Source organism: Enterobacter cloacae complex sp. S1 (assembly GCF_014930525.1).
GTDB lineage: Bacteria > Pseudomonadota > Gammaproteobacteria > Enterobacterales > Enterobacteriaceae > Enterobacter > Enterobacter hormaechei_C.
This window is the reverse complement of the sequence record NZ_JADBRE010000019.1, coordinates 25,191-49,866: the sequence shown is the minus strand read 5'-3', so window position 1 is coordinate 49,866 and position 24,676 is coordinate 25,191. Positions and strand designations below refer to the sequence as shown.

Here is a 24,676-nt window from a genome sequence, read left to right as displayed (position 1 = left end):
GCGAAATGCAAACAGATACCCGGCCCGCTACCCAGCGGGCTTTTTTTTGAACAGAATATGAGAACAACAACATGCAAACAGCCAAACCTCATCTCGAACTGCTGACCTGCGAGGCGGCCTATCGCCATAACCCTACCGCGCTGTTTCATCAGGTGTGCGGCGCACGTCCCGCGACGCTGCTGCTGGAGTCTGCTGATATCGACAGTAAGGACGACCTCAAAAGCCTGCTGCTGGTTGACAGCGCGCTGCGCATTACCGCGTTAGGTGACACCGTCACTATCAGGGCGTTGTCTGACAATGGCGCGTCGCTCCTGCCGCTGCTGGATGCGGCGCTGCCTTCAGGCATTGAAAATGAACGCCACCCGGACCTGCGTATTCTGCATTTCCCGCCGGTGAGCCAGCTGCTGGATGAGGATGCCCGCCTCTGCTCGCTCTCCGTTTTTGACGCCTTTCGCCTGCTGCAAAATCTGGTGGCCGTGCCGGAAGCTGAGCGCGAAGCAATGTTTTTTGGCGGGCTGTTTGCTTACGACCTGGTTGCTGGCTTTGAAGATTTACCGGAAACCGAGCAGGGAAATCGCTGCCCGGACTACTGTTTCTACCTGGCCGAAACCCTGCTGGTGATCGACCATCAGAAAAAATATACCCGCATCCAGGCCAGCCTTTTCACTCCGTCTGAGTCTGAGAAAAATCGCCTCGCGCAGCGCATCGCCCAACTGCAACATCAGATGTCAGAAGCACCGCCCGCGCTCCCGGTGCAGCGTGTTGAAAAGATGACCTGCGAGGTGAGTCAGACCGACGATCAGTACGGCGCGGTGGTACGTCAGATGCAAAAAGCGATTCGTGCCGGGGAGATTTTCCAGGTAGTGCCGTCCCGTCGCTTCTCACTGCCCTGCCCGTCGCCGCTGGCGGCTTACGATGTGCTGAAAAAGAGCAACCCAAGCCCGTACATGTTCTTTATGCAGGACAATGATTTCACCCTGTTTGGCGCGTCGCCGGAAAGCTCCCTCAAGTACGACGCCACCAGCCGCCAGATTGAGATCTACCCGATAGCGGGAACCCGTCCACGCGGCCGTCGTGCCGATGGCTCCCTGGACCGCGATCTCGACAGCCGCATCGAGCTGGAGATGCGTACCGACCATAAAGAGCTCTCCGAACACCTGATGCTGGTTGACCTGGCGCGTAACGATCTGGCACGCATTTGCACGCCTGGCAGCCGCTACGTGGCGGACCTGACCAAAGTCGACCGCTACTCCTTCGTCATGCACCTGGTATCCCGCGTGGTGGGTGAACTGCGCCACGACCTCGACGTTCTGCATGCCTACCGCGCCTGCATGAACATGGGCACCCTGAGCGGCGCGCCGAAAGTCCGCGCTATGCAGTTGATCGCCGAAGCGGAAGGACGCCGTCGCGGCAGCTACGGTGGTGCCGTGGGCTATTTCACCGCTCACGGTGACCTTGATACCTGCATCGTGATCCGCTCCGCCTACGTTGAGGACGGCATTGCCACCGTCCAGGCCGGGGCCGGGATTGTGCTGGATTCTGTTCCGCAGTCGGAAGCCGACGAAACCCGCAGTAAGGCGCGCGCGGTACTGCGCGCCATTGCTACCGCACACCATGCACAGGAGATTTTCTGATGGCTGACATTCTGCTGCTCGATAATATCGACTCCTTTACCTACAACCTGGCAGATCAGCTGCGTGCGAATGGTCACAATGTCGTTATCTATCGCAACCACGTTCCGGCCCAGACGCTAATTGACCGTCTGGCGACCATGCAAAACCCGGTGCTGATGCTCTCCCCGGGCCCAGGCGCACCGAGCGAAGCAGGCTGTATGCCTGAGCTGTTGACCCGTATGCGCGGCAAGCTGCCGATTATCGGCATCTGCCTCGGCCACCAGGCGATTGTCGAAGCCTACGGCGGTTACGTGGGTCAGGCGGGGGAGATCCTCCATGGTAAAGCGTCAAGTATTGAACATGACGGTCAGGCGATGTTTGCCGGTCTGCCGAACCCGCTTCCGGTAGCGCGTTACCACTCGCTGGTCGGCAGCAACATTCCGGCCGGGCTGACCATTAACGCCTCGTTTGAAGGGATGGTGATGGCGGTGCGTCACGATGCGGATCGCGTCTGCGGGATGCAGTTCCACCCGGAATCTATCCTGACGTCCAACGGCGCGCGTCTGCTGGAGCAAACGCTCGACTGGGCGCTACAAAAGCTGGAGCAGACCAACACCCTGCAACCGATTCTGGAAAAACTGTATCAGGCTCAGACCCTGAGCCAGCAGGAGAGCCATCAGCTGTTCTCAGCTGTCGTGCGCGGCGAGCTGAAGCCTGAGCAGCTGGCCGCTGCGCTGGTGAGCATGAAGGTACGTGGCGAAAGCCCGCAGGAGATCGCCGGCGCGGCAACCGCGCTGCTGGAAAATGCCGCCCCGTTCCCGCGCCCGGACTATCCGTTTGCCGATATTGTCGGGACCGGTGGCGACGGCAGTAACAGTATCAATATTTCCACCGCCAGCGCCTTTGTGGCCGCGGCATGCGGTCTGAAGGTGGCGAAACACGGCAACCGCAGCGTGTCCAGCCGTTCAGGATCGTCCGACCTGCTAGCGGCTTTCGGTATCAACCTGGACATGAACGCCGAGCGTTCCCGTGAAGCGCTGGATGACCTGGGCGTCTGTTTCCTGTTCGCGCCGAAGTATCACACCGGTTTCCGCCACGCGATGCCGGTTCGCCAGCAGCTCAAAACCCGTACGCTGTTTAACGTGCTCGGTCCACTCATTAACCCGGCGCACCCGCCGCTGGCGCTGATTGGCGTTTACAGCCCGGAACTGGTCCTGCCGATTGCGGAGACGCTGCGCGTCCTCGGTTACCAACGCGCCGCCGTGGTACACAGCGGCGGGATGGATGAAGTTTCCCTGCATGCGCCCACGCTGGTGGCGGAACTGAATAACGGCGAAGTGCTGAACTATCAGCTTGAGGCCGCTGACTTCGGGTTGACCCCGTACCATCAGGACGCCCTGGCGGGCGGCACGCCGGAAGAAAACCGTGACATTCTCACGCGCTTATTACAAGGTAAAGGTGAGGCCGCCCATGAGGCCGCCGTGGCGGCCAACGTAGCCATGCTGATGCGTTTACATGGCGAGGAAGATCTGAAAGCCAACGCCCAAAAAGTTCTGGACGTACTGCGCTCCGGTGCAGCTTACGATCGCGTTACCGCACTTGCGGCAAGAGGGTAAATAATGCAGACCGTTTTAGCGAAAATCGTCGCCGATAAGGCCATCTGGGTGGAAGCCCGTAAGCAACAGCAGCCGCTCGCCAGTTTTCAGAATGACGTCGTTCCGAGCAGCCGTCGTTTTTATGATGCGCTCCAGGGCGCGCGTACCGCGTTTATTCTGGAGTGTAAAAAAGCGTCTCCGTCCAAAGGCGTGATCCGCGACGATTTCGACCCGGCGCGTATTGCCGGTATCTACAAGCATCATGCGTCTGCCATTTCTGTGCTGACGGATGAGAAATATTTCCAGGGCAGCTTCGATTTTCTGCCCGTTGTCAGCGGCATCGCGCCGCAGCCGATTCTGTGCAAAGACTTTATTATCGACCCGTATCAGATCTGGCTGGCGCGCTTTTACCAGGCAGATGCCTGCCTGCTGATGCTCTCCGTTCTGGATGACGAGCAGTATCGCCAGCTCTCCGCCGTCGCGCACAGCCTGAATATGGGCGTGCTGACCGAAGTGAGCAACGAAGAGGAGCTGGAGCGCGCCATCGCGCTGGAAGCCAAAGTGGTCGGCATTAACAACCGCGACCTGCGCGACCTGTCGATTGACCTCAACCGTACGCGCCAGCTTGCGCCGCGTCTGGGCGCGGGCGTCACGGTGATCAGCGAATCCGGGATTAACAGCTACGCTCAGGTGCGCGAACTCAGCCACTTTGCCAACGGTTTCCTGATCGGCTCCGCGATGATGGAACACGACGATCTTAATGCGGCCGTGCGCCGCGTGTTGTTGGGTGAGAACAAAGTCTGCGGCCTGACCCGTGAACAGGATGCGCAGGCCGCATATGAAGCGGGCGCAATCTATGGTGGTCTGATCTTTGTTGAGTCCTCTCCTCGCGCCGTTAATGAGGAACAGGCGCGCAAGGTGATGGCGGCTGCGCCTCTGAGCTACGTGGGCGTGTTCCGTAATGCGGATATTAACGACGTTGCGGCAAAAGCGGACGCTTTATCCCTGAGCGCGGTTCAGCTGCACGGCGATGAAGATCAGGCGTACATCGATGCTCTGCGACATGCTCTGGCGCCTCAGGTTCAGATCTGGAAAGCGCAAAGCGTTGGCGCCACCCTGCCCGCGCGTAACCTGAAGCATGTTGATAAATACGTGCTCGACAACGGCCAGGGCGGCACGGGGCAGCGTTTTGACTGGTCACTGCTGCGTGGCGAAGTGCTGGACAATGTCCTGCTGGCGGGGGGATTAAGCCCCGATAACTGTGTGGAAGCGGCCAAAACCGGCTGCGCAGGCCTCGATTTCAATTCAGGCGTAGAGTCCCAACCGGGCATTAAAGACGCCAGCAAGCTGGCATCGGTATTTAAAACTCTGCGTGCATATTAAGGAAGAGAAGATGACGACATTACTTAACCCGTATTTTGGTGAGTTCGGTGGGATGTATGTCCCACAAATCCTGATGCCCGCTCTGCGCCAGCTGGAAGAAGCGTTCGTGAGCGCACAGAAAGATCCGGCGTTTCAGGCGGAGTTTACTGACCTGCTGAAAAACTACGCCGGTCGTCCGACGGCGCTGACAAAGTGCCGCAACCTGACCGAAGGCACTAAAACTACGCTGTATCTTAAGCGTGAAGATCTGCTGCACGGTGGCGCGCATAAAACTAACCAGGTGCTTGGCCAGGCGCTGCTCGCGAAGCGGATGGGTAAAACCGAAATCATCGCCGAAACCGGCGCGGGACAGCACGGTGTGGCTTCAGCGCTCGCCAGCGCCCTGCTCGGCCTGAAATGCCGCATTTACATGGGGGCGAAGGACGTTGAGCGCCAGTCGCCAAACGTGTTCCGTATGCGTCTGATGGGGGCGGAAGTGATCCCGGTGCACAGCGGTTCTGCCACGCTGAAAGATGCCTGTAATGAAGCGCTTCGCGACTGGTCTGGCAGCTACGAAACCGCCCACTACATGCTCGGTACCGCCGCGGGCCCGCACCCGTTCCCGACCATCGTGCGTGAATTCCAGCGCATGATCGGCGAAGAGACTAAAGCGCAAATCCTTGAAAAAGAGGGTCGCCTGCCGGATGCGGTGATCGCCTGCGTTGGCGGCGGATCTAACGCCATCGGCATGTTTGCCGATTTTATCGACGAAACCAGCGTTGGGCTGATTGGCGTTGAGCCTGCCGGCCACGGCATTGAAACGGGCGAGCATGGTGCGCCGCTGAAGCATGGCCGCGTGGGTATCTACTTCGGCATGAAGGCCCCAATGATGCAGACCGATGAAGGGCAGATTGAGGAGTCTTACTCGATCTCTGCCGGGCTGGATTTCCCGTCCGTAGGGCCGCAGCACGCGTTCCTGAACAGCACCGGCCGCGCGGATTATGTCTCCATCACCGATGACGAAGCGCTGGAAGCCTTCAAAACACTGTGCCGCAATGAAGGGATCATCCCGGCGCTGGAGTCTTCCCACGCGCTGGCGCACGCGCTGAAAATGATGAAGGAAAACCCGGAAAAAGAGCAGCTGCTGGTGGTAAACCTTTCCGGTCGCGGTGACAAAGATATCTTCACCGTTCACGATATTCTGAAAGCACGAGGGGAAATCTGATGGAACGCTACGACAACGCATTTGCACAACTGAAAGCTCGCCAGGAAGGCGCCTTCGTTCCCTTCGTGACGCTGGGCGACCCCGGCCCGAAGCAGTCGCTGAAGATTATCGACACCCTGATTGATGCCGGTGCCGACGCGCTGGAGCTCGGTATTCCGTTCTCCGATCCGCTGGCGGATGGCCCGACCATTCAGAACGCAACGCTACGCGCGTTTGCCGCGGGCGTGACGCCGAGCCAGTGCTTTGAAATGCTGGCGGCGATCCGTCAGAAGCACCCGACCATTCCGATCGGCCTGCTGATGTACGCCAACCTGGTGTTCAGCCGCGGTATTGATGCGTTTTACGCAGAGTGCGCCCGCGTGGGCGTTGACTCCGTGCTGGTGGCTGACGTGCCCGTTGAAGAGTCTGCGCCATTCCGTCAGGCGGCAATGCGCCACAACGTCGCGCCGATTTTCATCTGTCCACCGAATGCCGATGACGATCTGTTACGCCAGATTGCCTCTTACGGACGAGGTTACACCTACCTGCTCTCCCGTGCGGGCGTCACCGGTGCGGAAAACAAAGCCGCGCTGCCGCTGCATCATCTTGTGGAGAAGCTGGCAGAATACCATGCTGCACCGCCGCTTCAGGGCTTTGGCATTTCCTCACCGGATCAGGTTACTGCGGCGATTGACGCGAAAGCCGCCGGAGCCATTTCCGGTTCGGCTATCGTGAAAATTATCGAGAAGAACGTGGATAAGCCAGAGCAGATGCTGGCTGAGTTACACGCATTTGTCACATCCATGAAAGCGGCCACGCGCAAGGCGTAACCGTTAACACCGTCTGGCCCCGGCGTCAGGCGGTTTTCCCTTCTCTCTTCCTGAAAGAAGCAGGTCAAAATTGATCCTGTCGATATTTTCGGTGTGAATGACTTTCCAAACTTTCGCGTAAGCGTATGATCTGGGCTCTTTTTAGCGTTACCCTTCTGAGTTCAGAGGTTATTCATGTCATGGCATTCCTTCAAACAGACTTACCTGGTTAAGTTCTGGTCACCTGTTCCGGCCGTTATCGCGGCAGGCATTCTCTCTACTTATTATTTCGGTATTACCGGCACCTTCTGGGCTGTTACGGGCGAGTTTACCCGCTGGGGTGGGCAGCTATTACAGCTGGCAGGTGTCCATGCCGAAGAGTGGGGCTACTTCAAACTGATCCATCTTGAGGGCACACCGCTGACCCGCATCGACGGGATGATGATCATTGGCATGTTCGGCGGCTGTTTTGCGGCCGCGCTGTGGGCCAACAACGTTAAGTTGCGCATGCCGAAAAGCCGCATCCGCATTATGCAGGCCGTGGTCGGCGGCATCATTGCCGGGTTTGGCGCCCGCCTGGCGATGGGCTGTAATCTGGCCGCGTTCTTTACCGGTATTCCGCAGTTCTCGCTGCATGCCTGGTTCTTTGCCGTCGCCACCGCCATCGGCTCCTACTTCGGTGCTAAATTCACCCTGCTGCCGCTGTTCCGCATTCCGGTGAAAATGACGAAAGTTAGCGCTGCCTCTCCGTTAACGCAAAAACCCGATCAGGCGCGTCGTCGCTTCCGCCTCGGTATGCTGGTCTTTTTTGCCATGGTTGCCTGGGCGATTTGCACGGCGATGAATCAGCCAAAACTCGGCCTGGCCATGCTGTTCGGCGTCGGTTTTGGTCTGCTGATTGAACGCGCGCAGATCTGCTTTACCTCCGCGTTTCGCGATATGTGGATCACCGGACGAAGCATGATGGCGAAGGCGATCATTGCCGGTATGGCCGTGAGCGCGATCGGCATCTTCAGCTACGTTCAGCTCGGCGTGGAACCGAAAATCATGTGGGCGGGCCCAAATGCCGTCATTGGCGGACTGCTGTTTGGTTTTGGCATCGTGCTGGCGGGCGGGTGTGAAACCGGCTGGATGTATCGCGCTGTGGAAGGCCAAGTGCATTACTGGTGGGTGGGTCTGGGTAACGTGATTGGCTCTACCATTCTGGCCTACTACTGGGATGACGTCTCTCCGGTACTGGCAACAAACTGGGACAAGGTCAACCTGCTGAATACTTTTGGTCCACTCGGGGGGCTCCTGGTGACCTATGCCCTGCTGCTTATCGCCTTCTTACTGGTTGTTGCACAAGAGAAGCGCTTCTTCCGACGCGCCACCGCCAAAACTGAAACTCAGGAGAATGCCGCATGAAAGAGATCGTGCCTGATTATCGTCTCGATATGGTGGGTGAACCTTGCCCTTACCCGGCCGTCGCCACGCTTGAAGCGCTACCGCAGCTAAAGAAAGGTGAAATTCTGGAAGTGGTGAGCGATTGCCCCCAGTCGATCAATAACATTCCGCTTGATGCCAAAAATCACGGCTATACCGTGCTGGATATCCAGCAGGACGGACCAACCATTCGTTATTTAATTCAGAAGTGATTTCACGATCTAAAAAGGCCTCTCAGAGGCCTTTTCTAGTTTACTGGCTTTGGCCACCGTCGTCGTCTGAGCTTCGGCAGGCATGAATGAATGGTGAGACGTGTTCCGCAAACGGAACAGATAGCACCGTGAGGTAGGCTATGTGCTGGGCTGAACGTCGTGAACTGAAACTGTTTACCTGCACAAACCGGACACTCAAATTTGATGTTGGGGATATCCCCTCCAGCCAGGTGTGTGGAACAACCACCATACAGCAATCACCGGCTGACAGGGGATATATCTTCTGTCAGAAACGATAGCCTGCTGAGAACATAAATACCCACGGATCCAGACGGGTATTGATACTTTGCTGCTGGCCGCCAGCTTTAAAGCGCACGTCCGTATCAATGTCCATATACCAGACCGAGGCGTTGATCAGCCAGTCACGATTAATCAGATAATCCAGACCAACCTGCCCCGCCACGCCCCACGAGTCTTTCAGGCTGAGATCGGAGAGCCCGGCCTCTTTACCGGTATCGTTAAATTTCTCATCAAAGAAGGTGGTGTAGTTAACACCTGCACCGATATAAGGGCGCACCTTGCTGCTGGAATCGCCGAAGTACCACTGCGCCATCAGCGTTGGTGGTAAATGGTGCACCGTGGCAATGTCCCCGGTCGGTCCTAAACCGACGCGGTGACGGAATGGCGTGGCGGCTAAAAGCTCGACGCCAATGTTATCCGTTGCCATATACGTGAACGTCAGGCCTAACTGGGTGTTATTGCTGACGTTAAACCCGCCCATACCCAGTACATTGTCGGACCCTTCCGTCGGACGTACCGTTGCCGAACCGGCACGAATAAAGAATTCGCCTGCTTCATGCGCGTACGCGCCGCCAGAGAGACTGCTTAAGATAAGGGCTGCCACCGCTAATTTTTTCATATCCGCTCCATCGTTGTGGTTTTAATTGCGGAGGAGAATATACTCACAAATGAGTAATAAGTGATCTAACACAGATCACATTAAAACCAGTAAGTTAACATTCATTGATCTAGGTTAATTTTTGGTGACGCCTCATAAAGCAATAAGTTGTTACCGCGTCAATTTTTGGCATTTCATGGTTACAAAATTTTCTGTTTTCCCTCTCTTGCGCTTCCTGTAGCGGCTGGATAATTTATCGCTCTCACAATGTGATTTGATGCGTTCTACTTTTGCAGGTGTGCCATGAGTGATCATAACCCGTGCATGACGTGCGGAGCCTGTTGTGCGTATTTTCGAGTCTCTTTCTACTGGGCTGAAGCCAGCGATGGCGGCGGCACCGTTCCGGTTGATCTCACTGAACCCTTAACCCCTTTTCTGCGCTGTATGCGCGGCACCAACCAAAAACAGAGCCGCTGTGTGGCACTGCAAGGTGAGCCTGGGGTATCCACCCGCTGTTCCATTTACGCGGATCGCCCCAGCCCGTGTCGCACTTTCGCGATGTCGGGAGAGGATGGGCAGGTCAATGAGGCATGCAATCGCGCCCGCGCCCGCTATGGATTACCGCCGCTTTACAAAGATATGCTTTTCCATACAAGCCTTGATGCTGCCACCAGCGTGTTATCCGGTGTACAATTGCCGGCTAATTAACACCTGCAATACTCAAGGAGAGTGCATGTCTATCACGGCGAAGTCTGTCTACCGTGACACGGGAAATTTTTTCCGCAATCAGTTCATTACCTTTTTACTGATCGCGTTGTTGTGCGCCTTTATTACGGTGGTGCTGGGTCATGCGTTCTCACCCAGTGATGAACAGATTGCCACGCTGAGCCAGGGGGAAAATCTTGCAGGCAGCGCAGGGTTGTTTGACCTTGTGCAGAATATGACGCCAGAGCAACAGCAAATCTTGCTGCGCGCATCTGCGGCATCTACCTTCTCGGGCCTGATTGGCAACGCCATTCTGGCGGGTGGCGTGTTGCTGATGATCCAGCTGGTGTCTGCCGGCCAACGCGTCAGCGCGTTACGTGCAATCGGGGCCAGCGCTCCGGTGCTGCCAAAACTGTTTATCCTCATCTTCCTGACCACGCTGCTGGTCCAGATGGGGATAATGTTGGTTGTCGTTCCGGGCGTGCTGCTGGCTATCGTGCTTTCATTCGCGCCAGTAATGGTTGTGCAGGACAAAATGGGCATTTTCACCGCCATGCGCAGCAGCATCAGGCTCGCATGGGCCAATATGCGACTGGTCGCCCCGGCCGTTATCAGCTGGCTGCTGGCCAAAACTCTGCTGTTGCTGTTTGCGCCGAATTTTGCGGTGTTAACGCCAAACGTCGGAGCGGTTGTCGCCAATACGCTGAGCAATCTGATTTCAGCCGTGCTGCTGGTCTATTTGTTCCGCCTGTACATGTTAATTCGTCAGTAACTGGGATCGCAGAATGAAGCAGTTTCTTGATTTTTTACCGCTGATAGTATTTTTCGCTTTTTATAAGCTGTACGACATTTATGCCGGCACGCTGGCGCTGATTGTGGCAACGGCTGTGGTGCTGATTTACAGCTGGGTTCGCTATCGCAAAGTTGAAAAGATGGCGCTCATCACCTTCCTGATGGTGGCGGTGTTTGGAGGCCTGACGTTGTTCTTCCACAATGATGAATTTATCAAATGGAAGGTCACGGTGATTTACGGCCTGTTTGCGGGTGCACTCCTCATCAGCCAGTGGGTGATGAAGAAGCCACTGATCCAGCGCATGCTGGGGAAAGAACTGACGCTGCCGCAGGCTGTGTGGGGGCGTCTGAATATCGCCTGGGCGCTATTTTTTATTCTGTGTGGTCTGGCGAATATCTATATCGCATTCTGGCTGCCGCAGAATATCTGGGTCAACTTCAAGGTGTTTGGCCTGACGGCGCTGACCCTTATCTTCACCCTGCTCAGCGGCGTTTATATTTATCGCCACATGCCGCAGGATGACAAGCACTGATCCTTATGGCCAGATCGCCACGCGGTCTGGCCTCTTTTCCCGCCTTCTCTTTTCTCTACATCCTTCCTGCAAAAATGTCTGAATCGTGAAGATTTTATGGAGATTGCTGTCATTTGATTGTAGTGAGAATGACTATCAATAACATTTGTCATCTCATTTTTAACAAACGGAAATGAGTTGATGAATAACATAATAAGATTTGCCCCGGCTACACTTACGCTCGCCATTTTTTCAACGCTATATTTAAAGCGCCAGACCTGTATCAATCCAGCGAAGGCTATCTGCTTTCCACCCGCGGTAATGGCTGCCCGAACAACGTTTCCGAAGGAAGCTGTTACCTGTTAGGTAACCCGGATCTGGATCCTGAAATCAGCGTGAACAAAGAGATTGGCCTGGCCTTTGCGCTGGAAGGCTACGGGGCTGGCATAACCTGGTTCCGCAACGATTACAAAAACAAGATTGTTTCAGGAACGGATGTACTGGGCCAGACAAGCAGCGGCGCAAATATCCTTCAGTGGCAGAACGGAGGAAAGGCTGTTGTTGAGGGGCTGGAAGGCAACCTCACCGTCCCGGTTATCCGCGACACGCTAACCTGGCGCACCAATGCGACGCATATGATTCAGTCTGAAAGTAAGGACACCGGCAACCCTCTGTCGATTATCCCAAAATATACCGTCAACACGATGCTCGACTGGCAGGTTAACAGCAAACTTTCAGCAAACCTTAGCTGGACGATGTATGGCCGCCAGAAGCCAAGAGAAAATGCTGAAATCCGCAAAGAGCAGAATGCGATGTCAGATAAAGAGATTGGCGCCTATTCCATCGTTGGGATCGGTAGTAACTATCAGCTGACAAAAGATCTCCGCCTGAATGCCGGGATCAGCAACCTCTTTGATAAGCAAATTTACCGAGGAAATGACGGTGCATCGACCTATAACGAACCAGGCCGTGCGTATTACGCAGGCGTGACCCTGTCCTTCTGACCCGCTGGCGCCTGCTCTGCGGGCGCTAACCCTATTCTCTCCAGCCAGAAATCATAGTAGCATCCCGCCTGAAGTCTTCAGTTACGAGTTTAAAAACAATGACAACAAATGACGCCCCACAGGGCGAACTGGTTTTACGCACACTGGCAATGCCTGCGGATACGAATGCCAATGGCGATATTTTTGGCGGCTGGTTGATGTCGCAGATGGATATGGGCGGTGCAATCCTGGCAAAAGAGATTGCACACGGGCGCGTGGTGACAGTCCGGGTCGATGGCATGACCTTCCTGCGCCCTGTCGCGGTGGGGGACGTGGTGTGCTGTTACGCACGCTGCGTAAAACGCGGCAATACGTCTGTCTCCATCAACATTGAAGTATGGGTGAAAAAAGTCTCTTCTGAGCCGATTGGTCAGCGCTATAAGGCGACGGAGGCATTATTTATCTATGTGGCGGTGGATAGCGACGGTAAGCCCCGCCAGCTCCCACGGAGCTGATCCTCAGGTAAAAAAAAGCCTCCTTGCGGAGGCTTTTTTTATTCCATCTGTGCCCCACCGTTCAGGCGGAAGACAATATTCACAATCAATCCATTGCCGGGTTTACCGGCTTCATAGCGCCACCTGCGCATGGCCGATTTAACTTCGCGTTCAAACATATTCGCCGGCTGTGCGGACAGGATTTCCACGTTATCGACACGTCCATCGGCCGTAACGTCGAATTTCACCCGTACACGCCCTTCAATACGTAACGCCTGAGCACGTGCCGGGTACTGCGGCTGGTTACGGCTCAGCGCGCGCGGGCCTGCTGGCGCCGTTACCGTCGGTTTTGTCGCGGTCGCGGTGTTATTCATCAGCGGACGTGACGGGGCGGCATTTTCAACCGGCTGCGTGGCGCGTGGCTCAACCGGACGCACTTCACGTTTCGGACGCTCTTCCACCTTTTTGACCGGCTTGGGTTTTGGCTTCGGCTTAGGTTTCGGCTCCGGCTTATGGATCACCACCGGCGCTTCTTTCGGCGGTTCAGGAACCGGCTCGGGCTCTGGCTCCGGCTCGGGTTCAACAACGGGCTGTGGCGGCGGCGGCGCAACCTGCGGCGGCTCAAGATCCGCAGGCGATACCATGGTCACAGAAATTGGCTGCGCAGGCGCCGGCATTTCAATAACCTGATGAACCGAGGTATAGAGCAGACCCGCCACGACAGCACCGTGAATAACGACGGAAAGCAGCGTCGGCCATGGAAAGCGGCGAGGTAAATCAAGGGTCATCGAAGTCATAATCATCAACGTTAAAAAACCGAACCTCGATTTTAAATGCAAATAGCAATCATATTCAATAAGACACTTTGTCCTGGCGCAATTTAAGCGTACATGAGGGCAAAAAAGGGGCATCCAGATCAGGGTTTTAACATTGTTATTATCTTTACATTGCAGTCATTTGTGCTTTCACATAACGTAATTGTCACTTTTACCGGTTAAGGAGCTTTGCCGTGCTTTACGTGATTTACGCTGAAGATGTACCTGATTCTCTGGAAAAACGTCTTTCCGTTCGCCCTGCTCATCTGGCGCGTTTACAGTTGCTACAGGATGAAGGTCGGTTGCTGACCGCAGGCCCGATGCCTGCCGTTGACAGCAACGATCCGGGCGCGGCGGGTTTTACCGGCTCCACGGTGATTGCCGAGTTTGAATCTCTGGAAGCCGCGCAGGCCTGGGCAGAAGCAGACCCGTACGTCGCAGCCGGCGTGTACGAGAAAGTCACGGTTCGTCCGTATAAAAAAGTATTCTGAAACGAAAGGCTCCCTCGGGAGCCTTTTCTTCATTCAGTGCAGCGACGCCAGCCTCGCCGCAAATCCGACAAACAGCAGACCTATCAGCCCGTTCCCCAGCTTCGCCAGTTTCTTTTTGGTTTTGAGGTAACGCGTGACAAACGCGCCTGAGAAAATCAGGAAGCTCATGTACATGAAGCTGATCAGCTCAAGCGTTGTGGCGAGGATCAGGAACGACGTGCCGGTATTCTTCGCATTGACATCAATGAACTGCACGAAGAATGACACGTAAAAGAGAATTGCTTTCGGGTTCGTCAGGCTCAGCACCAGCGAACGCTTAAGGATTGCGCTTGCCGGTTCGGCGCTACTTTCCTGCGCATTTTTTTGACGCGTCATAACGGACCAGAACATTTTTCCGCCCAGCCACAGCAGATAAAACGCGCCCAGATAGCGGACAATATTAAATAAAACCGGAGTGGTCTGGATCAACGCGGCGACGCCCGCCCAGGCCAGAAACATCAGCACGGCATCACCAATAAACACACCGGTGGCGGCCAGATAGCCTTTCTTAACGCCGTGGCCAATCCCTGTTTTCAGCACAAACAAGGTGTTCGGTCCTGGAACCAGCACGATAAAAAATGCGCCGACAACATAGGTCCAGAAATTCAGTACACCAAACTCCGCAAACACGTCTCACTCCTTTCGCTCAAAAACAGCGGGGATACCGGTAATTACGGTATCCCCTGAATCAGTTGCGCTATTGTACGCCGTTATAGCCATCAAGATAAGTCGCGGCCAGTTCGTTACCAAATAATATGGCGTCTTTAGTGTCCATGTCCGATGACCATTTATCCTTCGCGTTGCCTGCGAACAATTCCTGCGACGTCGCATTTTCTTTTAGCTGATCGCGAATGCTTTGCGCGTATTCACTGGCTTCAGCCTGAGTCCGCCCTTCCGCGCGGTCAGCTTTGCCCCGGGCATAAAGCTCGCGGAACTGCGCCACGTTCAGCTGATAATTTTTCTGCACGCTGGAGGTGTAATTGCCGCCAGTAAAGCTGGACTGATGTGACACGAAATAAAACGCGTGCCGTTCGGGTGAGGTTTTGCTGCTGGCACAACCGCTTAATATCGCAATCCCGAAGAGTGCTGCCATCACTTTTACGTTCATCCTTTTTTCCTTTAATAAAGCCAATGTATTCCCCATGCGAAAACATAATCTGCCAATGAGGAAAATGACGAAAGTCCTAAATCTTCCCTGAGCGCATCCAGCGCCAAAAGTACAATAAAAATCCAGAGATAAGGATTCATCTTTTAATATCATGACGTTATGGGGACTTAGTATATCGCGGAAAGCAAACGGCAGGAGACTGCAAAAATTAATAGCCTGGATATTTAATGGGCACCTTTACGGTGCCCCTCATGCTTTTCAGATGTCCTGGACCGCGAACAACAGCGCGTTACGGTGTCTGTTCAGGCCACATTTTCTGATGGCGTGGATACGCATATTGCGGCGGGATTGTGCTTCCAGCCAGCGAGCCTTACGACGACTCACCTGTCGCAACATGCGCCAGCGCCCAACTTCAGTTCTACTGCGCTTCATGTCTACAACTCTTTCTCTAACAGAGATGCCATTATATGCCTAAGCAGGCGGCAAACCAGCGCTTTTATCTGCCGTTTTTATTTGCCAGATGAATCCTGATGCGTAAACTCATAACAATACGCTTTCAAAAGGATTTTTTATTTATGACAACCTTCTACACCGTGGTGAGTTGGCTGGTCATTTTAGGATACTGGCTGTTAATTGCCGGGGTGACGTTGCGCATTCTGATGAAACGCAGAGCGGTACCTTCCGCCATGGCCTGGCTTCTGATTATCTACATTCTCCCGCTGGTGGGCATCATTGCCTATCTCTCTTTCGGTGAACTTCATCTGGGTAAACGCCGCGCCGAACGCGCCCGCGCCATGTGGCCCTCCACGGCGAAATGGCTTGCCGACCTTAAAGCCTGCAAGCATATCTTCGCTGAAGAGAACAGCAGCGTGGCCGCATCTCTGTTCAAGCTGTGCGAACGCCGCCAGGGCATTGCTGGGGTAAAAGGTAATCAGCTGCAACTGATGACCTCTTCCGATGATGTGATGCAGGCGCTGATCCGTGATATCCAGCTCGCCCGACATAATATCGAGATGGTGTTTTATATCTGGCAGCCGGGCGGCATGGCGGACCAGGTCGCCGAATCACTGATGGCCGCTGCACGTCGCGGTATCCACTGCCGCCTGATGCTGGACTCCGCCGGCAGCGTGGCCTTTTTCCGTAGCCCGTGGGCAGGCATGATGCGTAACGCCGGTATCGAGGTGGTAGAGGCGCTGAAAGTGAATCTTTTCCGCGTCTTTCTGCGCCGCATGGATCTCCGCCAGCACCGGAAAATGGTTCTGATCGATAACTATATCGCCTACACCGGCAGCATGAACATGGTTGACCCCCGCTTCTTCAAGCAGGATTCCGGCGTGGGGCAATGGATCGATCTGATGGCGCGGATGGAGGGACCGATCGCGACCTCAATGGGCATCGTCTACTCCTGCGACTGGGAAATTGAAACCGGTAAACGCATTCTTCCCCCGCCGCCGGATGGCAATATCATGCCGTTTGAGGAAGCCAGCGGGCACACTATCCACACTATCGCCTCCGGTCCTGGCTTCCCGGAGGATCTGATCCATCAGGCACTGCTTACCGCCGCGTACTCCGCGCGGGAATATCTGATCATGACCACGCCCTATTTCGTTCCCAGCGACGACCTTCTGCATGCCATCTGTACAGCGGCACAGCGCGGAGTGGATGTGAGCATTATTATGCCGCGCAAGAACGATTCGCTGCTGGTGGGATGGGCAAGCCGCGCGTTCTTTAGTGAGCTGCTGGCCGCAGGCGTTAAAATTTATCAGTTCGAAGGCGGCCTGTTACACACCAAGAGCGTGCTGGTGGACGGAGAGCTGAGCCTGGTGGGTACCGTCAACCTCGATATGCGCAGTCTGTGGCTGAATTTTGAAATTACGCTGGTTATTGATGACGCCGGGTTCGGTGGCGATCTGGCTGCGGTTCAGGACGATTATATCTCCCGCTCACGCCTGCTGGACGCCAGACTGTGGGCGAAACGTCCGCTGTGGCAGCGAATTGCCGAACGACTGTTTTACTTCTTTAGTCCGTTGCTGTAAAACGTGCCCAACGATGTTTAACAGGTAGTCATCATGGAAATGGATCTGAACAATCGCCTGACCGAAGACGAAACGCTCGAACAGGCCTACGATATTTTTCTCGAGCTGGCGGTCGATAATCTCGACCCTGCTGACGTCATTCTTTTCAACCTGCAATTTGAAGAGCGTGGCGGTGCTGAGCTGTTCGATCCGGCTGAAGACTGGGCCGAACATGTCGATTTTGATCTCAACCCGGACTTCTTCGCCGAGGTGGTGATTGGCCTTGCAGATGAAGACGGCGGAGAAATTAACGACATCTTTGCCCGCGTCCTGCTGTGCCGCGAGAAAGATCACAAACTGTGCCATATCCTCTGGCGCGAATAATAAAAAAGGCTGCCCGCGCAGCCTTTTTTATTTAATCCGGTAAGGCATTTCCACAGCGGTGACAAAACCGCGCGCCGGGTTCATGATTCCCCTGCTGACAATTCGGACATTTGCGTTGCTGCTTGCTGTTCTGGAAGGCGCTGCTCATATGGGTGGTAATTAGCCCCGTCGGAATCGCTATCACCGAATAGCCGATCAGGATAAGAACCGATGCCACAATACGTCCGAGCGGCGTATGCGGGGTAATATCGCCATAGCCCACGGTGGTCACCGTGACGATAGCCCAGTAAACAGACGCATTAAGCGTGGTAAACCCGTATTTCGGCCCTTCGATTAAATACATCAGGGAGCCAAAAACGATCATCACGATACCAATAAACGAATAGAAGAGAATCAGCTGGTGGCGGGCGCTGACAATGGCGACCCAAAAAACCCGCAGCGACGGCATAAAGCGCAGCAGTTTGAGAATTCGTAACACACGAATCGCCCGCATTGCGCGCCAGGCAAACACATAATTCAGGCTGATCTCAGGCCACAGCCACATGACATACAGCGGCAGGATGGTGGCTAAATCAATAAATCCCCAGAAGCTGAAAACGTATTTCGCCGGATTTGGCCAACTAATGACCCTCAGCACATATTCCGCAGTAAACACCAGCGTGACAATCAATTCCAGCCAGACGAAAACGTGCCACTCCTCATACGTCATGTGGTACTGCGTTCCGGCGCCGGATTCGATAAAGATAATAATGACGCTAATCAGCGCAAATAAACCACACAGACCTTCGAAGCGGCGACCGGAAACCGTTTCAGGATCAAATAAAAGGTGATACAGCCGCTGACGGGCCGACGTGAATAATCGCGACACATTAACCTCGAAAAATAAGGGCTGACATCATGTCAGCCCTTGCGATTATAACGGGTCTACTTTCAGGCAGGAAACCGCATGTCGGAAACTGCCCTCCAGAACCGGCCGTGTTTTTGCACATTCCGGGCCGGCTATTGGGCACCGCGTACGGAATACGCAGCCTGAAGGCGGGTTGATTGGCGAAGGCAGTTCACCTTCCAGAAGCTGAATGGTTTTATTTTTTTCCAGATCGGGGTCCGGAACGGGAACCGCAGACATCAGCGCTTTGGTATAAGGGTGCAGAGGATTGTGGTACACCTCATCATACGTGCCCAGCTCTACGGCGTGGCCCAGATACATGACCAGCACACGGTCCGAAATGTGTTTTACCACCGCCAGATCGTGGGCGATGAAGATCAGCGACAGCCCCATTTCCCGTTGCAGTTTCTGTAGCAGATTAACCACCTGGGCCTGGATGGAAACGTCCAGCGCCGAAACCGGCTCATCACAGATAATCAGTTTTGGTTCAAGGATCAACGCGCGTGCGATACCGATACGCTGGCACTGACCGCCGGAAAACTCGTGTGGGTAGCGGTTGATGAGGTTAGGCAGCAGACCCACCTTGAGCATCATCGCTTTCACCCGATCGCGAATTTCCTGGCGCGGCATCTTCGGATGATAGGTGCGCAGCGGCTCGGCAATGATTTCGCCAATGGTCATACGCGGGTTCAGGGACGCAAGTGGATCCTGGAAAATCATCTGGATGTCGCTGCGCACGTCGCGCCATTCATCCGGCTTCATCCCCAGCAGATCTTTGCCAAGCCAGGCCACTTTCCCGTCGGTGGCCTTCACCAGGCCGATGATCGCACGCGCAAACGTCGATTTGCCGCAGCCGGATTCGCCTACCACGCCCAGGGTCTCGCCTTCGTACAGGCGTAGCGTGACGCCATCCACCGCTTTCAGGGTTTTGGCAGGCTGCCAGAACCACTGTTTACCGTCTTTGATATCGAAATGGACCTTCAGGTCAGCGATTTCGAGCAGCACATTTCTTTTTTCGTCGATTGCGTTCATACCAGCTCCTCCAGCGGCTTAAAGCAGGCACGCAGACGGCCTGGGGCAAACGCTTCCAGCGGCGGTGCGCTGTTACAGATTTCCATCGCATGCGGACAACGCGGCTGGAACGGGCAGCCTTTTGGCAGACGCAGCAGGTTTGGCGGGTTACCCGGGATCGTCAGCAGCGACTCCCCTTCCGCATCGAGACGCGGTACGGCATTCAGCAGCCCGATAGAGTACGGATGGGCTGGCTGGTAGAACACATCGCGGGCATTACCGTATTCCATCGTGCGGCCTGCATACATGACTAACACTTTGTCGCAGATCCCGGCAACGACGCCTAAATCGTGGGTGATCATGATGATGGCGGTGTTGAACTCGCGCTTCAGCTCGTTCAGCAACGTCATGATCTGCGCCTGGACGGTCACGTCCAGGGCGGTGGTCGGTTCATCAGCGATCAGCAGTTTTGGCCGGCAAAGCAATGCCATCGCGATCATAACGCGCTGGCGCATACCGCCGGAGAACTCGTGCGGATACATGCGCATGCGCTTGCGTGCTTCAGGCATTTTCACCGCATCCAGCATTTTGACGGACTCTTCAAACGCTTCGGCTTTACCCAGCCCCTTGTGGAGCATCAGCACTTCCATCAGCTGTTCGCCCACCCGCATATAGGGGTTCAGGGACGTCATCGGATCTTGGAAAATCATTGAAATCTGCTCGGCGCGCAGCTTGTTCAGCTCATGTTCCGGCAAATTCAGGATCTCTTTCCCGTTAAACGTCGCCGAACCGCCGATTACGCCGTTTGACGCCAGCAGGCCCATCAGCGCGAATGCGGTCTGGGATTTACCGGAACCGGATTCGCCCACAATGCCCAGCGTTTCACCGGCACGCAGGTCGAAGTTGAGATCGTTAACGGCAGTAACATCACCGTCAGGGGTTTTAAACGTCACGCGGAGGTCTTTAACGTCCAGCAGTGCGCTGGTCCGCTGTTGCGCCTGTGGCGCGGTTGCCGTTTCAATAATGGTCATGACGGCGCTCCTTAACGGTCTTTCGGGTCGAGGGCATCACGCAGGCCATCGCCGATAAAGTTGAAACAGAACAGGGTGACGACCAGGAAGCCCGCCGGATACAGCAGTAACCACGGTGACACTTCCATGGAGTTTGCGCCATCACTTAACAGAGCGCCCCAGCTACTCAACGGCTCTTGCGTACCTAATCCCAGGAAGCTCAGGAAAGATTCAAACAGGATCATACTTGGCACCAGCAGAGAGGCGTATACCACCACCACGCCCAGCACGTTAGGAACGATATGACGCACCACAATATTGGCGGTAGAAACGCCGCCAACCTGTGCGGCTTCGATAAACTCCTTACGTTTGAGGCTCAGCGTCTGGCCGCGCACAATACGCGCCATATCCAGCCAGGACACCATCCCGATCGCCACGAAGATTAGCAGGATATTTTGACCAAAGAAGGTCACCAGCAGAATGACGAAGAACATGAACGGGAAGGAGTTCAGGATTTCTAGCAGACGCATCATCACGGAGTCCACTTTCCCGCCGAGGTAACCGGAAAGCGAGCCGTAAAGCGTGCCGACAATCACCGCCACCAGCGCCGCCGCGATGCCAACCATCAGGGAGATACGGCCGCCAATCGCCACACGCACCAGCAAATCACGCCCGGAGGAGTCGGTGCCGAAATAGTGCCCGGATTCCATATCCGGCGCGCTGGACATCATGCCCCAGTCCGTATCGAAATAGGTGAACTGAGAGAGCATTGGTGCCAGGGTTACGAACAGCGCGATTAGCACCAGCACGACCAGGCTGGCAACGGCGGCACGGTTATGCATAAAACGACGGCGGGCGTCCTGCCAAAGGCTACGACCTTCGACCTCCAGCTTTTCACTGAAGTTTTCCAGCGCCTCGCTGTTTTTCTTACTCAACATCATGGCGTGCTCCAGTTAGTAACGGATTTTCGGGTCGATAACGGCATACAGCACATCGACAACGGCATTAAACAGAATGGTCAGCGCGCCCACGAGGATCGTCAGGCTCAGCACCAGCGAATAGTCACGGTTAAGCGCCCCGTTAACAAACAGCTGCCCGATGCCCGGCAGGCCATAAATGGTTTCAATCACCATTGAACCCGTGATAATGCCGACAAAAGCCGGACCCATATAGGAGAGTACCGGTAACAGTGCAGGCTTGAGGGCATGACGGAAAATAATCCGGCGCATCGGCAGCCCTTTCGCACGGGCGGTACGGATGAAGTTCGAGTGCAGGACTTCAATCATTGAACCGCGGGTAATACGGGCGATGCTGGCGATGTAGGCCAGAGATAATGCCACCATCGGCAATATCATGAACTTCAGCGCCCCGCCGTTCCAGCCGCCCCCGGGAAGCCATTTCAGGGTTATGGCGAATATCATGACCAGCAACGGCGCGACAACGAAGCTGGGGATAACCACCCCGGTCATTGCGACCCCCATTACGGCGTAATCCCATCGGGTATTTTGTTTTAGCGCAGCGATAACGCCCGCAGTGACACCGAGAACAACGGCCAGGATAAATGCAGCAGCCCCTAATTTAGCCGATACCGGGAAGCTGGACGCCACCAGGTCGTTAACGGAATAGTCTTTATATTTAAATGACGGCCCAAAATCACCGTGTGCAAGTTGCTTCAGATAGTTGAAGTACTGCGTGGTGATAGGATCGTTTAAATGGTATTTCGCTTCGATGTTGGCCATAACTTCTGGCGGAAGCGTGCGTTCACCGGTAAAAGGACTGCCCGGTGCAAGACGCATCATGAAGAAGGAAATTGTAATTAGAATAAATAACGTTGGAATCGCTTCAAGACAGCGACGCAGGATAAATTTCAACATTGCCCGTACCTTCTGGCGTGTGCCTGATGAATGTTACAAAATAGACACAGTGGGGCAAGCTCGCTCGCCCCACGTATTGCCATTAATGCTTGATAATATAAAGATTCTTAACGGAAATATTATCCAACGGGTCTTTACCGGTATAACCCCCTACCCATGGTTTCACCAGGCGGGCGTTAACGTAGTAGTAAACCGGAACGATCGCAGAGTCTTTATCGAGCTGTTGTTCTGATTTCGCGTACAGATCGGCGCGCTGGGCGTCATCTGCCACCTTCAGGGTTTCGCCAATCAGCTTATCAAACGCCGGGCTCTTATAGTGTGCGGTGTTGTTCGAACTGTCGCTCAGCATGGTGTTCAGGAATGAGGTCGGTTCGTTATAGTCCGCACACCATCCTGCACGAGCCACATCAAAGGTTCCCTGATGGCGCGTATCGAGGAAGGTTTTCCACTCCTGGTTTTCCAGCTTCACGTTCACGCCGAGGTTTTTCTTCCAGATTGACGCGACGGCGATAGCCAGTTTTTTATGCAGATCGGAGGTGTTATATAGCAGGCTAAAGGTCAGCGGCTTGTCGGCGGTATAGCCAGCTTCAGCCAGCAGTTTTTTCGCTTCTTCGTTACGTTTTTCCTGAGACCATTTGAACCATTCTGGTTCAACCAGCTTCATACCGTCGGTGTAAGGTGGGGTGTAGCTGTAAGCCGGCAGGTCGCCCTGATTCTTCACTTTATTCACGATAATGTCGCGATCCAGAGCCAGCTTCAGTGCGGTACGAACACGTACGTCGGTGAACGGTGCTTTCTGGTTGTTAATTTCGTAATAGTAGGTGCACAGATACGGATCGACGTGAACTTCTTTAGGGATCTCTTTTTTCAGCTTCTGGAACAGTTCAATCGGCATATTGTTATAGGTCATGTCGATTTCACCGCTGCGGTAGCGGTTTACGTCCGTCACTTCAGAAGAGATTGGCAGGTAGGTGACCTGATTGATAACGGTCTTCGCATTATCCCAATACTGCGGGTTGCGCTCCAGCACCATACGTTCGTTAACGACCCAGTCCTTCAGCTTATATGCACCGTTGGTCACGATATTCGCAGGCTGCGTCCATTTTTCACCAAATTTTTCTACTGCGGATTTTGGTACCGGGGAGACGGACGGGTGAACCAGCAGCTTATAGAAGTACGGAACAGGTTCGCTCAACGTCACTTCAAAGGTGTTGGCATCGATGGCTTTTACGCCCAGGTCGGTAACTGGCTTTTTACCCGTGATGATGTCATCGATATTGGCAATATGGCCATACTGGAGGTAACTCGCATACGGGGAGGCGGTATTCGGATCCGCCAGACGCTGCCAGCTATAGACGAAATCTTCGGCGGTAACCGGCGTACCGTCAGACCATTTCGCATCTTTACGCAGATGGAAGGTCCAGACTTTAAAATCTTTGTTGTCCCATTTTTCCGCCACGCCCGGAGCCGGGTGGCCGTCTACGTCAGTCACCAGCAGACCTTCAAACAGATCGCGGTTAACGTTAGACTCTGGAACACCTTCAATTTTGTGCGGATCAAGAGACTGCACTTCCGCACCGTTATTACGTACCAGCGTTTGCTTCTCAGCCAGCTGAACACCAGCAGGAACGTCCGCAGCCATTGCAGCGTTGCCCGCGATTAGCGCAGTTAAAATCCCCGCCGCTACCAGATTTTTTTTTGTGATGATGGACATTGTGTTGATACTCCACTCATTATAATGACCGGCCTTCGCCAGTTGTGTAATCCCCTGTTGGGGCCTGTACAGCGCAGGAGTTTTTTTTGCTACTGTCAGGTTCTTTTTTTACTTCTTGCTATCACCGACTTCATTATTACTGACCGCTCGTACGGCGGTCTTGCGTCGATTCTTTACACCTCTCCCCTGTCAGAGAGATGCGTTGGATATCTTATGTGAGGGCTATATGAAAATAGTTCTCATCAACTTGTTTAATGCTGCAAAATATAAGGCCGGAAAGTACCAAATGGTGCCAACTCTCGCCAATACATTTTGCAAATTTGTTAAGCATTTCTCTTTTACGATGGCTGGCATAACTGTGGTGCCAACCCTGGCTTACGCCGAAATCAACAAAAAGAGATGTAATTCATACAGATAAGAAATTTTGTTGCTACAAACGCGACGACAAAGCTTGGCTGAACGATTTTTCACGATAATTTAACAATTGATTATTATTTAGCACATTCGTCTGAGTCAGCGTCGAAATTACTAATATCATTTCGGTTATCTGTCAGCAAGCCCCAGAGTATCATGTGAGTAAAATAACAGAGGGTTTGAGGGATTTATGCGCGGCAAGGGGAAATGAAAATAAACAACCCCTTGAAAAACAACAGAAGAGGATTATTAGTAGAACTTATTATGACTGGCGCCTATTTCAACTTTATTTATATGATTTGCAGATAATC

At 54.3% G+C, this 24,676-nt stretch carries 26 protein-coding genes, 1 pseudogene and 1 other annotated feature (1 of these 28 running past the window's edge); of the genes and pseudogenes, 15 read left to right on the top strand and 12 right to left on the bottom strand.

The genetic code is table 11. The features are described 5' to 3' along the window. Nucleotides 1-48 (top strand) — a sequence feature (Trp leader region); it begins 47 nt to the left of the window's first position. 23 nt (nt 49-71) lie between these two features. The 7 genes from IM290_RS13795 (at nt 72) to yedF (ending at nt 8,220) form a co-directional block, all read left to right on the top strand. Beyond that, nucleotides 72-1,634: an anthranilate synthase component 1 gene (locus tag IM290_RS13795; RefSeq protein WP_193042501.1), complete on the top strand. Its 1,563-nt coding sequence runs from the start codon at nt 72-74 to the stop codon at nt 1,632-1,634. Beyond that, nucleotides 1,634-3,229, top strand: coding sequence for a bifunctional anthranilate synthase glutamate amidotransferase component TrpG/anthranilate phosphoribosyltransferase TrpD (gene trpD, locus IM290_RS13790; RefSeq protein WP_017384223.1), 1,596 nt, complete (start codon nt 1,634-1,636; stop codon nt 3,227-3,229). Before IM290_RS13795 ends, trpD begins: the two co-directional genes overlap by 1 nt. A gap of 3 nt (nt 3,230-3,232) precedes the next feature. Further along, nucleotides 3,233-4,591, top strand: a complete 1,359-nt coding sequence (trpCF, locus tag IM290_RS13785; RefSeq protein ID WP_193042502.1) for a bifunctional indole-3-glycerol-phosphate synthase TrpC/phosphoribosylanthranilate isomerase TrpF — start codon at nt 3,233-3,235, stop codon at nt 4,589-4,591. Between the two features lie 10 nt (nt 4,592-4,601). Further along, on the top strand, nt 4,602-5,795 hold the full coding sequence (gene trpB, locus IM290_RS13780; protein ID WP_003856780.1) for a tryptophan synthase subunit beta: 1,194 nt from the start codon (nt 4,602-4,604) through the stop codon (nt 5,793-5,795). Continuing rightward, nucleotides 5,795-6,604, top strand: coding sequence for a tryptophan synthase subunit alpha (trpA, locus tag IM290_RS13775; RefSeq protein WP_047062925.1), 810 nt, complete (start codon nt 5,795-5,797; stop codon nt 6,602-6,604). Before trpB ends, trpA begins: the two co-directional genes overlap by 1 nt. 174 nt (nt 6,605-6,778) lie before the next feature. After that, complete coding sequence (gene yedE, locus IM290_RS13770) at nt 6,779-7,990, top strand: selenium metabolism membrane protein YedE/FdhT (protein WP_017384226.1); 1,212 nt, start codon at nt 6,779-6,781, stop codon at nt 7,988-7,990. Next, nucleotides 7,987-8,220, top strand: a complete 234-nt coding sequence (gene yedF, locus IM290_RS13765) for a sulfurtransferase-like selenium metabolism protein YedF (protein WP_003856774.1) — start codon at nt 7,987-7,989, stop codon at nt 8,218-8,220. Before yedE ends, yedF begins: the two co-directional genes overlap by 4 nt. A 286-nt stretch (nt 8,221-8,506) precedes the next feature. Here the strand turns inward: yedF and ompW are convergent, their stop codons facing one another. Then, nucleotides 8,507-9,139, bottom strand: a complete 633-nt coding sequence (ompW, locus tag IM290_RS13760; RefSeq protein WP_047365562.1) for an outer membrane protein OmpW — start codon at nt 9,137-9,139, stop codon at nt 8,507-8,509. A 282-nt stretch (nt 9,140-9,421) separates the two neighbouring features. Between ompW and IM290_RS13755 the strand changes: the two genes are divergently transcribed. The 5 genes and pseudogenes from IM290_RS13755 (at nt 9,422) to yciA (ending at nt 12,625) form a co-directional block, all read left to right on the top strand. Then, a complete protein-coding gene (locus tag IM290_RS13755; RefSeq protein WP_017384228.1) occupies nt 9,422-9,826 on the top strand; it encodes a YkgJ family cysteine cluster protein in 405 nt (134 codons plus the stop codon). A gap of 25 nt (nt 9,827-9,851) precedes the next feature. Then, the gene (locus IM290_RS13750) at nt 9,852-10,595 is read left to right on the top strand and encodes a YciC family protein (RefSeq protein ID WP_015570376.1); all 744 of its coding nucleotides are present in this window, start codon (nt 9,852-9,854) and stop codon (nt 10,593-10,595) included. 13 nt (nt 10,596-10,608) lie between these two features. Further along, nucleotides 10,609-11,148, top strand: a complete 540-nt coding sequence (locus IM290_RS13745; RefSeq protein WP_003856762.1) for a septation protein A — start codon at nt 10,609-10,611, stop codon at nt 11,146-11,148. Nucleotides 11,149-11,387: 239 nt separating this feature from the next. After that, a pseudogene (locus IM290_RS13740) lies at nt 11,388-12,131 on the top strand (TonB-dependent receptor domain-containing protein); the annotation flags it as partial. A 98-nt stretch (nt 12,132-12,229) separates the two neighbouring features. Continuing rightward, nucleotides 12,230-12,625, top strand: a complete 396-nt coding sequence (yciA, locus tag IM290_RS13735) for an acyl-CoA thioester hydrolase YciA (RefSeq protein ID WP_003856759.1) — start codon at nt 12,230-12,232, stop codon at nt 12,623-12,625. A gap of 38 nt (nt 12,626-12,663) precedes the next feature. Here the strand turns inward: yciA and tonB are convergent, their stop codons facing one another. Then, the gene (gene tonB / locus IM290_RS13730) at nt 12,664-13,392 is read right to left on the bottom strand and encodes a TonB system transport protein TonB (RefSeq protein WP_193042505.1); all 729 of its coding nucleotides are present in this window, start codon (nt 13,390-13,392) and stop codon (nt 12,664-12,666) included. 221 nt (nt 13,393-13,613) lie between these two features. Between tonB and IM290_RS13725 the strand changes: the two genes are divergently transcribed. Continuing rightward, entirely contained in the window at nt 13,614-13,910 is a 297-nt protein-coding gene (locus IM290_RS13725) for a YciI family protein (protein ID WP_003856755.1), read from the top strand. 33 nt (nt 13,911-13,943) lie between these two features. On the opposite strand, the gene leuE is transcribed toward IM290_RS13725, so the two are convergent. From leuE to IM290_RS13710, 4 genes are all read right to left on the bottom strand, one after another. Continuing rightward, nucleotides 13,944-14,579 carry a leucine efflux protein LeuE gene (gene leuE / locus IM290_RS13720; RefSeq protein ID WP_193042503.1) on the bottom strand — a complete coding sequence of 212 codons (636 nt, stop codon included), beginning with the start codon at nt 14,577-14,579 and terminating at the stop codon, nt 13,944-13,946. Nucleotides 14,580-14,646: 67 nt separating this feature from the next. Then, nucleotides 14,647-15,057: an Exc2 family lipoprotein gene (locus tag IM290_RS13715; protein WP_193042504.1), complete on the bottom strand. Its 411-nt coding sequence runs from the start codon at nt 15,055-15,057 to the stop codon at nt 14,647-14,649. A gap of 11 nt (nt 15,058-15,068) precedes the next feature. Next, nucleotides 15,069-15,197 (bottom strand): KPN_01571 family protein, encoded by a 129-nt coding sequence (locus IM290_RS21815; RefSeq protein WP_208985927.1) that lies wholly within the window; start codon nt 15,195-15,197, stop codon nt 15,069-15,071. A 118-nt stretch (nt 15,198-15,315) separates the two neighbouring features. Then, nucleotides 15,316-15,489 carry a YciY family protein gene (locus IM290_RS13710; protein ID WP_017384232.1) on the bottom strand — a complete coding sequence of 58 codons (174 nt, stop codon included), beginning with the start codon at nt 15,487-15,489 and terminating at the stop codon, nt 15,316-15,318. 143 nt (nt 15,490-15,632) lie between these two features. Between IM290_RS13710 and cls the strand changes: the two genes are divergently transcribed. After that, nucleotides 15,633-17,093, top strand: a complete 1,461-nt coding sequence (gene cls, locus IM290_RS13705; protein WP_003856750.1) for a cardiolipin synthase — start codon at nt 15,633-15,635, stop codon at nt 17,091-17,093. A 33-nt stretch (nt 17,094-17,126) separates the two neighbouring features. Then, nucleotides 17,127-17,456, top strand: a complete 330-nt coding sequence (locus tag IM290_RS13700) for an HI1450 family dsDNA-mimic protein (protein WP_003856748.1) — start codon at nt 17,127-17,129, stop codon at nt 17,454-17,456. A gap of 31 nt (nt 17,457-17,487) precedes the next feature. Here IM290_RS13700 and IM290_RS13695 read toward each other — a convergent pair whose 3' ends face one another. The 6 genes from IM290_RS13695 to oppA form a co-directional block, all read right to left on the bottom strand. Further along, on the bottom strand, nt 17,488-18,324 hold the full coding sequence (locus IM290_RS13695; protein WP_144427905.1) for an ion transporter: 837 nt from the start codon (nt 18,322-18,324) through the stop codon (nt 17,488-17,490). 45 nt (nt 18,325-18,369) lie between these two features. Beyond that, entirely contained in the window at nt 18,370-19,374 is a 1,005-nt protein-coding gene (gene oppF, locus IM290_RS13690; RefSeq protein ID WP_017384233.1) for a murein tripeptide/oligopeptide ABC transporter ATP-binding protein OppF, read from the bottom strand. Next, nucleotides 19,371-20,384, bottom strand: coding sequence for an ABC transporter ATP-binding protein (locus IM290_RS13685; protein ID WP_017384234.1), 1,014 nt, complete (start codon nt 20,382-20,384; stop codon nt 19,371-19,373). Before IM290_RS13685 ends, oppF begins: the two co-directional genes overlap by 4 nt. A gap of 11 nt (nt 20,385-20,395) precedes the next feature. Next, a complete protein-coding gene (gene oppC / locus IM290_RS13680; protein WP_003856740.1) occupies nt 20,396-21,304 on the bottom strand; it encodes an oligopeptide ABC transporter permease OppC in 909 nt (302 codons plus the stop codon). Nucleotides 21,305-21,316: 12 nt separating this feature from the next. After that, complete coding sequence (gene oppB, locus IM290_RS13675; RefSeq protein WP_003856738.1) at nt 21,317-22,237, bottom strand: oligopeptide ABC transporter permease OppB; 921 nt, start codon at nt 22,235-22,237, stop codon at nt 21,317-21,319. Between the two features lie 82 nt (nt 22,238-22,319). Next, complete coding sequence (oppA, locus tag IM290_RS13670; protein ID WP_017693312.1) at nt 22,320-23,951, bottom strand: oligopeptide ABC transporter substrate-binding protein OppA; 1,632 nt, start codon at nt 23,949-23,951, stop codon at nt 22,320-22,322. Between the last annotated feature and the right edge of the window lie 725 nt (nt 23,952-24,676).

Bases quoted from the DNA above. Each gene is read 5' to 3' on its own strand.
- IM290_RS13685 (WP_017384234.1), bottom strand. From the start codon at position 20,384: ATGACCATTATTGAAACGGCAACCGCGCCACAGGCGCAACAGCGGACC.
- yedE (WP_017384226.1), top strand. From the start codon at position 6,779: ATGTCATGGCATTCCTTCAAACAGACTTACCTGGTTAAGTTCTGGTCA.
- yciA (WP_003856759.1), top strand. From the start codon at position 12,230: ATGACAACAAATGACGCCCCACAGGGCGAACTGGTTTTACGCACACTG.
- oppC (WP_003856740.1), bottom strand. From the start codon at position 21,304: ATGATGTTGAGTAAGAAAAACAGCGAGGCGCTGGAAAACTTCAGTGAA.
- IM290_RS13795 (WP_193042501.1), top strand. From the start codon at position 72: ATGCAAACAGCCAAACCTCATCTCGAACTGCTGACCTGCGAGGCGGCC.
- trpD (WP_017384223.1), top strand. From the start codon at position 1,634: ATGGCTGACATTCTGCTGCTCGATAATATCGACTCCTTTACCTACAAC.
- trpCF (WP_193042502.1), top strand. From the start codon at position 3,233: ATGCAGACCGTTTTAGCGAAAATCGTCGCCGATAAGGCCATCTGGGTG.
- tonB (WP_193042505.1), bottom strand. From the start codon at position 13,392: ATGACCCTTGATTTACCTCGCCGCTTTCCATGGCCGACGCTGCTTTCC.
- cls (WP_003856750.1), top strand. From the start codon at position 15,633: ATGACAACCTTCTACACCGTGGTGAGTTGGCTGGTCATTTTAGGATAC.
- yedF (WP_003856774.1), top strand. From the start codon at position 7,987: ATGAAAGAGATCGTGCCTGATTATCGTCTCGATATGGTGGGTGAACCT.
- ompW (WP_047365562.1), bottom strand. From the start codon at position 9,139: ATGAAAAAATTAGCGGTGGCAGCCCTTATCTTAAGCAGTCTCTCTGGC.
- IM290_RS13700 (WP_003856748.1), top strand. From the start codon at position 17,127: ATGGAAATGGATCTGAACAATCGCCTGACCGAAGACGAAACGCTCGAA.
- IM290_RS13750 (WP_015570376.1), top strand. From the start codon at position 9,852: ATGTCTATCACGGCGAAGTCTGTCTACCGTGACACGGGAAATTTTTTC.
- trpA (WP_047062925.1), top strand. From the start codon at position 5,795: ATGGAACGCTACGACAACGCATTTGCACAACTGAAAGCTCGCCAGGAA.
- IM290_RS13745 (WP_003856762.1), top strand. From the start codon at position 10,609: ATGAAGCAGTTTCTTGATTTTTTACCGCTGATAGTATTTTTCGCTTTT.
- IM290_RS21815 (WP_208985927.1), bottom strand. From the start codon at position 15,197: ATGAATCCTTATCTCTGGATTTTTATTGTACTTTTGGCGCTGGATGCG.
- oppF (WP_017384233.1), bottom strand. From the start codon at position 19,374: ATGAACGCAATCGACGAAAAAAGAAATGTGCTGCTCGAAATCGCTGAC.
- IM290_RS13710 (WP_017384232.1), bottom strand. From the start codon at position 15,489: ATGAAGCGCAGTAGAACTGAAGTTGGGCGCTGGCGCATGTTGCGACAG.
- oppA (WP_017693312.1), bottom strand. From the start codon at position 23,951: ATGTCCATCATCACAAAAAAAAATCTGGTAGCGGCGGGGATTTTAACT.
- trpB (WP_003856780.1), top strand. From the start codon at position 4,602: ATGACGACATTACTTAACCCGTATTTTGGTGAGTTCGGTGGGATGTAT.
- oppB (WP_003856738.1), bottom strand. From the start codon at position 22,237: ATGTTGAAATTTATCCTGCGTCGCTGTCTTGAAGCGATTCCAACGTTA.
- IM290_RS13715 (WP_193042504.1), bottom strand. From the start codon at position 15,057: ATGAACGTAAAAGTGATGGCAGCACTCTTCGGGATTGCGATATTAAGC.
- IM290_RS13755 (WP_017384228.1), top strand. From the start codon at position 9,422: ATGAGTGATCATAACCCGTGCATGACGTGCGGAGCCTGTTGTGCGTAT.